Here is a 14,148-nt window from a genome sequence, read left to right as displayed (position 1 = left end):
TAACGAAAGACAGGAATCGCGTGGCAACCTCGGCAGTTCTTAATCAGGAAGCGCTGGCGCAGCAGGTATTGCAGGATACCTTCGGCTACCAGCATTTTCGTCCCGGTCAGCAGACGATCATCAATGAGGCGCTGAGCGGGCGCGATTGTCTGGTGGTGATGCCCACCGGCGGTGGTAAATCGCTCTGTTATCAGATCCCTGCGCTGGTGCGCGAGGGGCTGACGCTGGTGGTGTCGCCGCTGATCTCGCTGATGAAAGATCAGGTCGATCAACTGCTGGCAAACGGCGTGGCGGCGGCGTATCTCAACTCCACCATGACGCGCGATCAGCAGCAGACGGTGATGGCCGACTGCCGAACCGGTCGGGTTAAGCTGCTCTACATCGCCCCGGAACGCCTGATGATGGATAACTTCCTGGACAGTCTGGCGCACTGGCAACCGGCGATGCTGGCGGTGGATGAAGCGCACTGTATTTCCCAGTGGGGCCACGATTTCCGTCCGGAATATGGCGCACTCGGCAAGATGCGTCAGCGCTTCCCGGAATTACCGGTAATGGCGCTGACCGCTACCGCGGATGAAACCACCCGCAACGACATCGTTAACCTGCTGCATATGCAGGATCCGCTGATCCAGATCAGCAGTTTTGACCGCCCCAATATTCGCTACACGCTGGTGGAGAAATTTAAACCCACCGATCAGCTGCTGCGTTACGTTCAGGATCAGCGCGGCAAGTGCGGCATTATCTACTGCAACAGCCGGGCGAAGGTGGAAGACACCGCCGCGCGGCTGCAAAGCCGAGGGTTCAGCGTCGGGGCATACCATGCCGGGATCGACAGCGAACAGCGTGGCCGGGTGCAGGAAGCGTTTCAGCGTGACGATCTGCAAATCGTGGTAGCGACGGTGGCCTTTGGCATGGGCATCAACAAGCCCAACGTCCGTTTTGTGGTCCACTTCGATATCCCGCGCAACATTGAGTCCTATTATCAGGAAACCGGGCGGGCCGGACGTGATGGTCTGCCTGCCGAAGCGATGATGCTTTACGACCCGGCCGATATGGCCTGGCTGCGTAAATGTCTGGAAGAGAAAGTGCCCGGGCCGCTGCAGGATATTGAGCGTCACAAACTCAACGCCATGGGCGCGTTTGCTGAAGCGCAGACCTGCCGCCGTCTGGTGCTGCTGAACTATTTTGGCGAGGGCCGCCAGCAGCCGTGCGATAACTGCGATATCTGTCTCGACCCGCCTAAACGGTATGACGGCCTGGTTGAAGCGCAAAAAGCGCTCTCCGGCATCTACCGCGTGGGTCAGCGTTTTGGTATGGGCTATATCGTTGAGGTGCTGCGCGGGTCCAACAATCAGCGTATCCGAGAGCAGGGCCATGACAAACTGCCGGTCTATGGACTGGGAAAAGATCAGAGCCACGAACACTGGGTGAGCGTGTTACGTCAGCTAATCCATCTGGGGCTGGTGACGCAGAATATCGCTATGCATTCGGCTCTGCAGCTCACCGAAGCGGCGCGTCCCGTGCTGCGCGGTGAAGTGCCACTGATGCTGGCGGTGCCGCGTTTGATCACCGCAAAAACAAAAAGCAGCAGTCCGGCGAAGTTTCACGGTGGCAACTACGATCGCAAACTGTTCGCCAAGCTGCGTAAGCTGCGAAAAGCGATCGCCGATGAAGAGAATATTCCGCCTTACGTGGTGTTCAATGACGCCACACTGATAGAGATGGCAGAACAGATGCCGGTCAGCGCGTCAGAGATGCTCAGCGTCAACGGCGTGGGTCACCGCAAACTGGAGCGCTTTGGCAAACCTTTCCTGGTGATGATCAAAGAGCATCTTGATGATGAAGAGTAAAGGACACTGATTATGCTGATGTTATTCGCCACTGTGGCGCTGGTGCATCTGGTGGCACTGATGAGCCCCGGCCCCGATTTCTTTTTCGTGTCACAGACTGCCGCCAGCCGCTCGCGCAAAGAGGCGATGATGGGTGTACTGGGCATTACGCTGGGCATTGTGGTCTGGGCGGGTGTGGCGCTGATGGGGCTGCATCTGATTCTGGAAAAAATGGCCTGGCTGCATCAGATCATCATGGTCGGCGGTGGACTTTATCTGTTGTGGATGGGCTGGCAGCTGATGTGCTCGGCACGTCAGCGTCATAAACAGCCGCAGCAGGATGAGCCGGTGGTTGCATTGCCGAAACGCGGCATGAGCTTTGTCAAAGGCCTGCTGACGAACCTGTCGAATCCTAAAGCCATTATCTACTTCGGCAGCGTCTTCTCGCTGTTTGTTGGCGACGATGTCGGTTCGGCGGAGCGCTGGGGTCTGTTCCTGCTGATTGTCGGTGAAACCTTTGCCTGGTTTACCCTGGTGGCGGCGATTTTCGCGCTGCCGTGGATCCGCGCTAAGTATCAGCAACTGGCGAAGTGGGTCGATGGCATGGCAGGCGTACTGTTTGCCGGTTTTGGTATCCACCTGATTCTTTCGCGTTAAACTCCGTTTCAGCCCTTATGCCGGAGTGCGCGTTGCGCCTCCGGCAGAAACCTCCCTCGCTGTCGCTTCCTCCAGAGAGTTCGCTTGTGTGACGGATGTCACATTCCAGGGCTCAGAGAGTTTTGCTGTTGCAACCGCAGATAAATCGTCACTCTTTATTAATCATTCATATCCATATCTCCATTACAGTCGGGAAGCAGGCGCAACGTTTATGGAGAGGATGATGAGAGTGAAGTTCATATTACTGGTGTTGATGACGGCCTGTATCAGCGCCTGCGCCTCGCCTGATGCCGCCCGTAACCCTGCGCCAGATCCGGGCCAGACCGATGAGGTCACCTCGATCCTGATGCAGACGCTGCCCGATGTCGATCAGACGCAGGGCGAAAGGATTAGCCGGATCTCTGCGACGTTTCTCGGGACACCCTATGAAGCGGATACGCTGATCGGTTCTCCCACGCGTCCGGAAGCGCTGGTGATCAATTTCAACAGTGTGGATTGTTACACGCTGCTTGATTATGTGCAGGCACTGAGCCGCAGCCACGATCGCGCCAGCTTTGAGGCTAACCTGATTCGGACCCGCTACGCTGGCGGTGAGGTCAGCTACCGGAATCGTCGCCACTTTTTTTCCGACTGGTTCGCCGATAGCCCGCGCAATGCCGATGACGTGACCCGCACCCTTAGCCCGGATACGGTGACGGTGGTGAAGCACCTGAATCGTCAGGCAAGCGGAGCAGAACAGGTGCCCGGTCTGGGTGTGATTGCACGTCCTGTCACTTACATTCCGGCCCGGGCGATCACACCGCAGGTGCTGAAGCAGATCCAGACCGGCGATTACGTGGGGGTTTACGCCACCAGTCAGGGGCTGGATGTTACGCATGTGGGGATTGCTGTTCGGCATGATGGCCGCTTATGGTTCAGGAACGCCTCTTCGCTGGCCGTTAATCGAAAAGTTGTCGATGCGCCGTTCAGGGAATATATGCGCTCGAAGCCGGGCATCATTGTGTTGCGTGCGGTTCCATTGTCAGCGCCGTAGCGGGGCCAGGGAAGAAGGGATAATCTTTCGCGCCGAATTCGGCGCGAAAGACGTTAAGCGATTTTTCTGGCGCTGGCCAGCAGTGCGCCTACCGCCATAAACAGCCCGCCAAAAATGCGGTTCATTAACTTCATCTGTTTTGGTCCCTTAATCCAGCCCGCAATCCGCGTTGCCAGCGTGGCGTAGCCAATCATCACGATGATATCCACCACAACGGTGGTGACGCCGAGCACCAGATACTGCATAAATAGTGGCTGATGCGGCTGAATAAATTGTGGGAACAGGGCGGCGAGAAAGACGATACTTTTTGGGTTGGTCAGGTTAACCAGCACGGCGCGTTTGAACAGGCGACGACGCGGCATCGCTCTGGCAACCGCATCCAGATCAATGCCACCCGCTGAGCGCCACTGCTGAATACCCAGCCAGACCAGATAGGCCGCACCGGCCCATTTCAGAATCTCAAACGCCAGCAGCGACTGAGAAAACAGCGCGCCCAGACCGATGCCGACCAGCACGATATGCAGCGCCAGGCCGACCTGCAAACCGGAGATAGAGGCCACCGTGCCACGATAGCCGTGGCTGATACCGGTACTCATGGTGTTGATTGCGCCGGAACCGGGCGACAGGCTGAGAATTGTAGTGGTAAGCAGATAGGTCAGCCACCATTCGATGGTCATGGGTCAGGCTCTCTTTAGTAGCGGAATTGTGACACAATACGCCAGAAATAAGCGCGGCGCTACGGCCTGCGCATGGCATTCAGGACTCTGTATCCGGTCATCAGGAGGGCGAATGAATCAACACAAAGCCAGCTGGCTGCGACGAGAAAAAGCCTTTGCTGCCTTCGCTACCGGGCCACTGCTCGATTTCTGGCACAGCCGCGAAGAGCTTGAGTTTACCGGCGTGGGTAATCTGACGCTGCGCTACGTCCGCTTCACATCACCGCAACACAAGCGTGTGATCCTGATTGTGCCGGGACGCATCGAGAGTTACATAAAATATCCTGAGCTGGCGTACGATCTGTTTCACTGCGGATTTGATGTGGTGATCCTTGACCATCGCGGTCAGGGGCGTTCCGATCGCCTGCTGGAAGATTCACACCGTGGCCACGTGGCGGAATTTACCCATTATGTCGACGACCTTGAAACGCTCTATCTGAAAGAGATTATCAGCGGTCACTACCAGCAGCGCTATGCTCTGGCTCACTCCATGGGCGGCGCAATCTTAACGCTGTTTCTGGCGCGTCAGCCGCAGGCGTTTCATGCGGCCGCGCTGGTGGCGCCGATGTTTGGCATTGCTTTACCGTTGCCCTCTTTTCTGGCTCATCGGATTCTGGACTGGGCGGAGAAGCGTCCGGCCATGCGCGATGGCTATGCGCTCGGCACCGGCCGCTGGCGTGCGCATCCGTTTGGCATTAACCGGCTGACGCACAGCACCGAGCGTTATCGGCGAAACCTGCGCTTTTATGCGGACGATCCGGCGATTCGCGTTGGCGGGCCAACCTACCATTGGGTACGTGAAGGCATCCATGCGGGTCGCAACATCATCAGTCAGGTCGATAAAATCACTACGCCACTGCTGCTGTTACAGGCCAGCGATGATCGGGTGGTCGACAACCGTTCGCAGGACCTTTTTTGTGCCGCGATGGCGGCGGCGGGTCATCCGTGTGAGGGCAATAAGCCACGGGTGATCGACGGTGCGCGTCATGAGATCCTGTTTGAAAAGGATGAGATGCGCGCCGAAGCACTCAATGCAGTGGTCGACTTTTTTTCCTCGCACCACTGACGTTATTTATCCGACCGGTTAAGGCCGGCAGAACCAGATACCCGAGGTATTCATGTATCACATCGTTGCATCCGATCTGGATGGCACGCTGCTTTCTCCCGAACATCGCCTGACCCCTTTTGCGCGTGAAACGCTGCAGCAGCTGGTTGCAAAAGATATTCACTTTATATTCGCCACCGGCCGTCATCATATCGATGTCGGACAGATGCGTGACAGCCTGGCGATTCCGGCCTATATGATCACCTCAAACGGCGCGCGCGTGCACAACGCAGAGGGCGAACTGGTGTTCAGTCATAATCTGGATGAGGATATCGCCAGCGATCTGTTTGGCCTGCAATATCATCACAGCGATATTCTGACCCACGTTTACCGCGACGATGAGTGGTTTGTCAGCCGTTCAAGTCCGGCTGAGCAGGACTATTTCCGCGAGTCGGTGTTCAACTATCAGGTCTATGAGCCGGGTCTGCTGCCAACCGATAATATCAGCAAGGTCTTTTTCACCTGCGAAAATCCCGAGCATCTGATCCCGATGGAACAGGCGATTGAAGCGCGCTGGGGCGACCGGGTTAACGTCAGTTTCTCGCTGCCTACCTGCCTGGAAGTGATGGCGGGCGGCGTGTCGAAAGGGCATGCGCTGGAAGCGGTGGCGAAAACGCTGGGCCACTCACTGGAAAGCTGTATCGCCTTTGGCGACGGCATGAACGATGTGGAGATGCTGAGCATGGCGGGTAAAGGCTTTATCATGCAGAACGCCCATCAGCGGTTGAAAGATACGCTGCCGGAGCTGGATGTGATCGGTTCAAATGCCGATGATGCCGTGCCGCAGACGCTGCGCACGCTCTATCTTGCTTAAGCCGTCAGCGCAAAAAAAGGGCCGCACATCCGGCCCTTTTTTATTGCCGTCAGGCAGGGGTCTTTTTGTGTTTGTGTTCGCTGACCATGGTCAGTAACAGCAGGATAACCGCCAGCACACAGCCAGCAATCATCACCATGAAGCCGCCGTCCCAGCCGAAGTAATCGACGGTGTAACCGACAATGGCGCTGGCTGCCACCGATCCACCCAGATAGCCGAACAGGCCGGTGAAGCCCGCCGCCGTCCCCGCCGCTTTTTTCGGCGCCAGCTCCAGCGCGTGCAGACCAATCAGCATCACCGGACCGTAGATCAGGAAGCCAATCACAATCATACAGGCCATATCGACGCCAGGATTGCCCGCCGGGTTGAGCCAGTAGATCACGGTCGCGATGGTTACCAGCGTCATAAAGAACACCCCGGTCGCACCGCGATTACCGCGGAACACTTTGTCCGACATCCAGCCGCACAGCAGCGTCCCGGGGATCCCCGCATACTCATACAGGAAGTAAGCCCACGACGATTTATCCAGCGTGAAGTGTTTTACTTCTCTGAGATAGGTCGGCGACCAGTCGAGAATGCCGTAGCGCAGCAGATAAACAAATACGTTGGCCAGCGCGATGTACCACAGCAGCTTGTTCGGCAGTACATATTTCATGAAGATCTGTTTAGCCGTCAGCTCCTCTTCGTGGCTGGCATCGTAGTCGGGCGGATAGTCGTTTTTGTACTCTTCAATCGGTGGCAGGCCACAGGATTGCGGCGTATCACGCATCAGCGCAAAGGCCAGAATCGCAATGGCGATGGCGCCAAACGCCGGCATATAGAGTGCCGCTTTCCAGTCGTTGAACCACGCCATACCGAGCAGGAACAGCAGAGGCGGAATACCGCCGCCGACATTATGGGCGCAGTTCCAGACCGAAACGATCCTGCCGCGCTCTTTCTGCGACCACCAGTGAACCATGGTACGTCCACAAGGTGGCCAGCCCATGCCCTGGAACCAGCCGCAGATAAACAGCAGCACGAACATCACCATGATGCTGGAGGTGGCCCAGGGAACGAATCCCATGATCAGCATCACTGTCGCGGCCAGAATCAGGCCTGCCGGTAAGAAGACGCGCGGGTTTGAGCGGTCAGAGACCGATCCCATGATGAATTTTGAAAAGCCGTAAGCGATGGATATTCCGGATAAGGCAAAACCGAGATCGCCACGTGAAAAACCCTGCTCTACCAGGTAGGGCATGGCGAGTGCGAAGTTTTTTCTGACCAGATAGTAGGCGGCGTAACCAAAGAAGATCCCGATGAAAATTTGCCAGCGCAGACGACGGTAGAGCGGATCAACGTGATCCTCCGCCACCTGCGGCTGACGTGGTGCAGGTTTAAAAATGCTCAGCATCAGTGAGGCCCTCCAGGGCACATTATGGTTTTTAATTCCCAGCAGGTTGCGGCAGGAAAAGAGCAGAAGAAAATGGACGCAGAATGTTCCATTTCGCGCAAAGAATAGTGTTAGTTGCGCAACGTTACTGTGATGAATGACACATTTGTTACAATTTTATTACATTCTGGAGCGGAAGTGATCATGTGATGGATCATTTCGCGCATTTTATCTGGCTGAAAGATCTTTCTGCAGACAGTTATGTCAGGAGGCGAAAGCCCTTTTCCGATGGGCATTCTGATCGCCTGTTTTGTAATCAGATGTCAACCAGATTTCACAGCCTGATGGCAGCACATTGTTTACACTGACGGCCTGTTAATTTCGGGGTCGTCACCGTGTTTTTATTGATTATTACCACCATTCTGTGGGCCTTTTCGTTCAGTCTGATCGGCGAATATCTTGCCGGGCAGGTGGACACCTGGTTCTCTGTACTGATGCGACTGGCGCTGGCTGCGCTGGTATTTTTACCTTTCCTGCGCTGGCGTGGTCATCGCCCTTCAACGCTGTTGCTTTACATGCTGGTCGGGATGCTGCAGCTGGGCGTGATGTATCTGCTGAGTTTTGAAGCCTATCTCTACCTTAGCGTGTCGGAATTCCTGCTGTTTACGGTGATGACGCCGCTTTATGTGACGCTGATTTACGATCTGATCAGCCGTCGTCCACTGCGCATCGGCTATATATTCAGTGCACTGCTGGCTGTGGCAGGTGCGGCGATTATTCGCTATGACAAAGTCAGCGATCATTTCTGGTTTGGTCTGCTGTTAGTGCAACTGGCAAACATCTGCTTTGCGGCGGGAATGGTGGGCTATAAGCGTCTGCAGGAGACCCGCCCGATGCCGCAGCACGCGGCCTTCTCCTGGTTCTATCTGGGTGCGGTGTTGATTGCGGTGATCGCCTGGTGTGCCTGGGGCAATCCGCAGAAGTTGCCAACCACCTCATTGCAGTGGGGCATTCTGGTCTGGCTGGGCATTGCGGCTTCTGGTCTCGGCTATTTTATGTGGAATTATGGTGCGACCCAGGTCGATGCCGGTACGCTGGGCATTATGAATAACATGCACGTTCCTGCCGGGCTGCTGGTGAATCTGGCTATCTGGCAGGAGAAACCGCACTGGCCAGGCTTTATTGCGGGCGCACTGGTGATCCTCGCCTCGCTGTGGGTGCACAAGCGCTGGGTGGTGGGGCGCGGTGACCGATCATAAACAGGGCTGTTGCATGGGTGCGGCCTCCCGGGCTGACGCGTCCGATCGCGAAGGAATCTCACATCCCTGTGGATCGGCCGGGCCATCCCTGGCCCCGACGCTTCGCTCTTCAGACGCGCCAGCCCTGGAGACTTAGCAGCATCATCGCGATTATTAATGGTTCAGAGCGAATATGAAGGAGGGGATGGCGAGGCCGTGCTGCATGGATGCAGGCTTTCTTTGCGATCAGATGTGCCACTTCTGACCACGCAGGTACCCGAAGCGATCAGCCACAGACGTTAAGCAGGCTTCTCACTCTTAGGGCGCTGAATCATCGCCAGCCCTTTCAGGAAGTTACGCAGAATCTGATCGCCGCATTCGCGGTAGTTCTTATGATCAGGTTTGCGGAAAATCGCACCAATCTCAGCCTGTGAAACGGTAAAATTCACGCGCTTCAGTACATCAGGAATATCGGTGGTTTTCAGATCAAAAGCGATACGCAGCTTTCTCATGAAGATGTTGTTGGTCATCTTGCGCTCAATCGACGGTGCGGGCGCATCTTCACTTTTACCGCGACGGTAGAAGATCAGGCCATTCAGGAAATAACCCATCAGCACATCGGGGCAGGGACGGAACGCAGCATCGTCATCTTTTTTCAGCCACGCCTGAATATCCGCCAGCGGCACGTCACATTGCGCCAGCGCAAAAATCTCCACCATTTTGGCATCGCTCAGGTTGAGCATGTAGCGCACGCTGCGCAGAATATCATTGTTAGTCATGGTGAAATCTTCTCGTGGTCAGTCGACAGGCTGCGCATTATAGGGGATTTTGCCCGCCTTCGCGCAGGTTTGTGCCCGCCAGATTAGCGCTGCAACACCGCACCGGGCAGCGCGGCGTCGCGCACAAAAGGCAGATGCTCACAGGCGTGCTGACGGGCAAAGCGGATAAACGCTTCCAGCACCGGCTGACGTTGCTCCCCTTCGCGCGCGGCCGCATAAAGACGGCTCCACAGGCCATCACCCAGCGTGCGGGTGACCACCAGACCCTGCTTCTCAAAACTCTCCACCACCCAATGCGGCAGCGCGGCAATCCCCATACGCGCCGAGACCATCTGAATCATCAGCAGGGTGTTATCCACACTTTTCAGTGCCGGACTGACGCCTGCGGGCTGCAGAAAGTGACGCCAGATATCCAGACGCTGACGCTGCACCGGATAGATCATCAACACCTCATCGGCTAGATCTTCCGGCGAAATCTGCTCAACCTGCGCCAGCGGGTGATCCGTTGCCAGCACCAGACGCACTTCATAATCAAACATCGGGGAGTAGAACAGACCCGAGCGCGCCAGGATATCGGAGGTCAGCACCACATCCAGCTCACCCTGTTGCAGGGCGGGTTGAGGATCAAAGGTCACGCCCGATTTGAAATCCATCACCACCTGCGGCCAGCTCTGGCGGAATTTATCCAGCGCGGGGGTCAGCCACTGAATGCAGCTATGGCACTCTATCGCCACCCTTAACGTGGTCTGATGCGGCTCATGGCAGGCCTGCAATGCCTGCTGAATCTGCGGCAGCACCTGCTCGGCCAGCTGCAGCAGAATATCGCCCTGCGGCGTAAAGCGCAGCGGCTGACTTTTACGCACGAACAGGCGGAATCCCAGCCGCTGCTCCAGATCGCTGAACTGATGAGACAACGCCGATTGCGTCTGATGAAGCTGGGCCGCGGCCGCCGCCAGCGAGCCCGTATTGCGCAGAGCCTGAAGCGTCCGCAGGTGCTTGAGTTCGATCATGAGAGTCCTTCACATCGAAAATGAACATATTGCGCTTGAGCAATATACAGTACCCGCAGAGTATAGCAGTGTAAACATCTGGACGGCTAAACATCTTTGGCTGCCCATTTAAGCCAAAGTGAAAGATTATCTGGAGAACAGCACATGACTATCCTGAACCATACCCTCGGCTTTCCCCGTATTGGCCTGCGCCGTGAACTGAAAAAAGCGCTGGAGAGCTACTGGGCTGGCGACAGCACGCAGCAGGCATTACTGGCGACGGGCCGTGAGTTGCGTGCACGACACTGGCAACAACAGAAAGAGGCGGGCGTCGATCTGCTGCCGGTCGGCGATTTCGCCTGGTATGACCATGTGCTGACCACCAGCCTGATGCTGGGTAACGTGCCTGCGCGTCATCAGAACAAAGCCGGCACAGTGGATCTCGACACCCTGTTCCGCCTGGGACGCGGTCGTGCGCCGACCGGTGAGCCTGCGGCGGCGGCAGAAATGACCAAATGGTTTAACACCAACTATCACTACATGGTGCCGGAATTTACCCAGGGTCAGACGTTTAAACTGACCTGGACCCAACTGCTGGACGAGGTGGATGAGGCACTGGCGCTGGGACACAACATCAAGCCAGTGCTACTGGGGCCGGTGACGTATCTGTGGCTGGGTAAAGTGAAGGGTGAGCCGTTTGAACGTCTGTCGCTGCTGGAGGGGATTCTGCCGGTCTATCAGCAGGTGCTGGCGGAACTGGCAAAGCGCGGCATCGAATGGGTACAGATTGATGAACCTGCTCTGGCACTGGAGCTGCCGCAGACGTGGCGCGAAGCCTTCCAGCCGGCGTATGACGCACTGCAGGGTCACAGTAAACTGCTGCTGACCACCTATTTTGACAGCATCGGCCAGAACATTGATGTGATTCGTGCGCTGCCGGTGCAGGGGCTGCATGTCGATCTGGTCCATGGTGGTGATGATATTCAGCAACTGAATCAGCAACTGCCCGCCAGCTGGCTGCTGTCGCTCGGCGTGATCAACGGACGCAACGTCTGGCGCGCCGATCTGAGCCGCTGGTTCAGCCGTTTGCAGCCGCTGACCAGAGCGCGTGAACAGGTGTGGATTGGCTCCTCCTGCTCGCTGCTGCACAGCCCTATCGACCTGAGCGTCGAGACCCGTCTGGATGATGAAGTCAAAAGCTGGTTCGCCTTTGCGCTGCAGAAATGTGCCGAGCTCTCGCTGCTGAGTCAGTCACTCAACAACAACGATGCGACGGCGCTGGAAGCCTGGAGCGCACCGGTACACGCCCGCGCTCACTCCCGCCGCGTGCATAATGCGGCGGTGGGCCAGCGTCTGCAGGCCATTACCTCACAGCACAGTGAACGCCAGAGCGCTTATCCGGTGCGGGCGGTCCTGCAGCGTCAGCGTTTCAATTTGCCAGCCTGGCCTACCACCACCATCGGCTCTTTTCCGCAGACCACTGAAATTCGCGGCCTGCGCCTCGACTTTAAACAGGGCCGGCTCGACAGCAACCATTACCGCACCGGCATCGCGGAGCACATTAAGCAGGCGATTCTCGAACAGGAGCGGCTGGGGCTGGATGTGCTGGTGCACGGTGAAGCGGAACGTAACGACATGGTTGAGTACTTCGGCGAACATCTGGAGGGGTTTGTCTTCACACAGAATGGCTGGGTTCAGAGCTACGGTTCACGCTGTGTGAAACCGCCTGTCATTATCGGCGATGTCAGTCGCCCGGAGGCGATCACCGTTGAGTGGGCCAGATATGCTCAGTCGCTGACCGATAAACCGGTAAAAGGGATGCTGACCGGCCCGGTAACCATCCTCTGCTGGTCATTTCCGCGTGAAGATGTGTCACGCGAAACCATCGCGAAACAGATCGCGCTGGCGCTGCGTGATGAAGTCGAAGATCTGGAAAATGCGGGCATCGGGATTATCCAGATTGATGAGCCTGCGCTGCGTGAAGGTCTGCCACTGCATCAGTCAGAGTGGGCCGCCTACCTGAACTGGGCGGTGGAGGCCTTCCGACTGAACGCGGCGGTGGCGCGGGATGAAACCCAGATTCACACCCATATGTGTTACTGCGAGTTCAACGACATTATGGACGCTATCGCGGCGCTGGATGCCGATGTGATCACCATCGAAACCTCGCGATCTGACATGGATCTGCTGGAGGCGTTTGAAAACTTCGACTACCCGAATGAAATCGGCCCCGGCGTCTACGACATCCATTCGCCTAACGTCCCCAGCGTGGAGTGGATAGAAGCACTGTTACTGAAGGCGGCGAAACGTATTCCGGAAGCGCGTCTGTGGGTGAACCCGGACTGCGGTTTGAAAACACGGGGCTGGACGGAAACGCGTCAGGCGCTGGCGAACATGGTGACGGCGGCGAAGAAATTGCGTGGCGAAACGGCGTAGGGAATCGGGTCTGGTGGACGAAAAAATCAGGGGCGCAGACGCGCCCCTTTTTCATTTACTGCGATGCAACACCATACTGCCTGAACCAGGCCAGCATCCGCTGCCAGCCATCATTGGCAGATTCAGCATGATAGCTTGCACGATAGTCAGCATTAAAGGCATGACCCGCTTCGGGATAGACGATGATCTCAGCGGTCGCATTGGCGGCATGCAGTGCCTGACGCATCTGCTCGACGCTCTCCAGCGGGATACCCTCATCCTGGCCACCATACAAACCTAATACTGGCGCATTCAGATCGACCGCAATATCAATAGGATGCTTCTGCTGCTTCAGTGTGCGCTCACCGGTCAGTCGTCCATACCACGCCACGGCGGCGCGCAGTTGCGGGTTATGCGCGGCGTAGAGCCAGCTGATGCGGCCACCCCAGCAAAAACCGGTAATGCCCATGCGACGAATATCGCCGCCGTTGCGTGCGGCCCAGTTGGCGGCATGATCGAGATCGGCCAGCACCTGGCTGTCAGGCACTTTGCTGACCAGCTCGCTGAACAGCGTCGGGATATCGTTATACTCAGCGGGATCGCCCTCGCGGAAATAGAGCTCAGGCGCAATAGCCAGATAACCTTCCAGCGCCAGACGGCGGCAGATATCCCGGATGTGTTCATGCACACCAAAGATCTCCTGCACCACCAGCACGACTGGCCACGGGCCTTCCGCTGACTGGGGTTTTGCAAAGAATGCCGGCATGTTTTCGCCCTGGCTGGGTACTGAGGTTTCACCCGCGTGAATCGCCGGGCTGTCGGTAATGATGGTGGTGGAGGCGGTGGGCTGCACGGCAGGGGCAAAGCCGCCCGTCGCCGGTTTTTGTGCCATATTATCACTGGGTTTCATTATTCTCTCCGTGCAAGCATTTGCGCAATCACGTAACTATAGCCTGGCCGGAAAGCGTATGCGCCAGGTGTCGGGTCACAGAATCAGCAGCGAATAAAATCATCCTTCTCTTTAACATTGCGCAGACCCTGACACAGCCCCACCGAGAGCTATCCGCACCAGGAAGATGCAATTGTGTGATCGTTGTCACAATTTATCTTCCGGAAAATGTAACTTTCATTTTCTTAAGTGAATGTTGTCACATATTTATCGGGCGTGCTGGCGTAGAGTGGCGCGCTACCTTCCCTTAACAGG

At 56.7% G+C, this 14,148-nt stretch carries 12 protein-coding genes; 7 read left to right on the top strand and 5 right to left on the bottom strand.

The annotated features are described in order from the left end of the window. Nucleotides 1–20: 20 nt before the first annotated feature. The 3 genes from recQ (at nt 21) to FOV68_RS17350 (ending at nt 3,519) form a co-directional block, all read left to right on the top strand. The gene (gene recQ, locus FOV68_RS17360) at nt 21–1,850 is read left to right on the top strand and encodes an ATP-dependent DNA helicase RecQ (RefSeq protein ID WP_010257299.1); all 1,830 of its coding nucleotides are present in this window, start codon (nt 21–23) and stop codon (nt 1,848–1,850) included. Nucleotides 1,851–1,862: 12 nt separating this feature from the next. Further along, nucleotides 1,863–2,486: a threonine export protein RhtC gene (gene rhtC, locus FOV68_RS17355; RefSeq protein WP_083070405.1), complete on the top strand. Its 624-nt coding sequence runs from the start codon at nt 1,863–1,865 to the stop codon at nt 2,484–2,486. A gap of 223 nt (nt 2,487–2,709) precedes the next feature. Further along, nucleotides 2,710–3,519, top strand: coding sequence for a DUF1460 domain-containing protein (locus FOV68_RS17350; RefSeq protein ID WP_186289762.1), 810 nt, complete (start codon nt 2,710–2,712; stop codon nt 3,517–3,519). A gap of 53 nt (nt 3,520–3,572) precedes the next feature. Here FOV68_RS17350 and rhtB read toward each other — a convergent pair whose 3' ends face one another. Beyond that, nucleotides 3,573–4,196, bottom strand: coding sequence for a homoserine/homoserine lactone efflux protein (gene rhtB / locus FOV68_RS17345; protein WP_010257290.1), 624 nt, complete (start codon nt 4,194–4,196; stop codon nt 3,573–3,575). A 112-nt stretch (nt 4,197–4,308) separates the two neighbouring features. Between rhtB and pldB the strand changes: the two genes are divergently transcribed. Both pldB and yigL read left to right on the top strand, forming a co-directional pair. Next, nucleotides 4,309–5,301: a lysophospholipase L2 gene (pldB, locus tag FOV68_RS17340; RefSeq protein ID WP_039390494.1), complete on the top strand. Its 993-nt coding sequence runs from the start codon at nt 4,309–4,311 to the stop codon at nt 5,299–5,301. A 52-nt stretch (nt 5,302–5,353) separates the two neighbouring features. After that, the gene (gene yigL / locus FOV68_RS17335) at nt 5,354–6,154 is read left to right on the top strand and encodes a sugar/pyridoxal phosphate phosphatase YigL (protein ID WP_010257286.1); all 801 of its coding nucleotides are present in this window, start codon (nt 5,354–5,356) and stop codon (nt 6,152–6,154) included. A 49-nt stretch (nt 6,155–6,203) separates the two neighbouring features. Here the strand turns inward: yigL and glpT are convergent, their stop codons facing one another. Continuing rightward, nucleotides 6,204–7,544: a glycerol-3-phosphate transporter gene (gene glpT, locus FOV68_RS17330; protein ID WP_010257284.1), complete on the bottom strand. Its 1,341-nt coding sequence runs from the start codon at nt 7,542–7,544 to the stop codon at nt 6,204–6,206. 374 nt (nt 7,545–7,918) lie between these two features. On the opposite strand from glpT, the gene FOV68_RS17325 reads away from it, so the two are divergent. Next, nucleotides 7,919–8,782, top strand: coding sequence for a carboxylate/amino acid/amine transporter (locus FOV68_RS17325; RefSeq protein ID WP_143991271.1), 864 nt, complete (start codon nt 7,919–7,921; stop codon nt 8,780–8,782). 278 nt (nt 8,783–9,060) lie between these two features. On the opposite strand, the gene FOV68_RS17320 is transcribed toward FOV68_RS17325, so the two are convergent. Then, nucleotides 9,061–9,540, bottom strand: coding sequence for a DUF1456 family protein (locus tag FOV68_RS17320; protein ID WP_010257278.1), 480 nt, complete (start codon nt 9,538–9,540; stop codon nt 9,061–9,063). Nucleotides 9,541–9,623: 83 nt separating this feature from the next. Then, on the bottom strand, nt 9,624–10,550 hold the full coding sequence (metR, locus tag FOV68_RS17315; protein ID WP_143991270.1) for an HTH-type transcriptional regulator MetR: 927 nt from the start codon (nt 10,548–10,550) through the stop codon (nt 9,624–9,626). Between the two features lie 144 nt (nt 10,551–10,694). On the opposite strand from metR, the gene metE reads away from it, so the two are divergent. Beyond that, nucleotides 10,695–12,965: a 5-methyltetrahydropteroyltriglutamate--homocysteine S-methyltransferase gene (gene metE / locus FOV68_RS17310; protein WP_143991269.1), complete on the top strand. Its 2,271-nt coding sequence runs from the start codon at nt 10,695–10,697 to the stop codon at nt 12,963–12,965. Between the two features lie 55 nt (nt 12,966–13,020). Here metE and FOV68_RS17305 read toward each other — a convergent pair whose 3' ends face one another. Next, entirely contained in the window at nt 13,021–13,854 is an 834-nt protein-coding gene (locus tag FOV68_RS17305) for a dienelactone hydrolase family protein (protein ID WP_010671680.1), read from the bottom strand. Between the last annotated feature and the right edge of the window lie 294 nt (nt 13,855–14,148).

The organism is Pantoea sp. paga (genome assembly GCF_007558755.1).
Lineage (GTDB): Bacteria > Pseudomonadota > Gammaproteobacteria > Enterobacterales > Enterobacteriaceae > Pantoea > Pantoea agglomerans.
The sequence above is the reverse complement of the archived record's forward strand: the minus strand, read 5'-3'. Positions and strand labels throughout refer to the sequence as shown.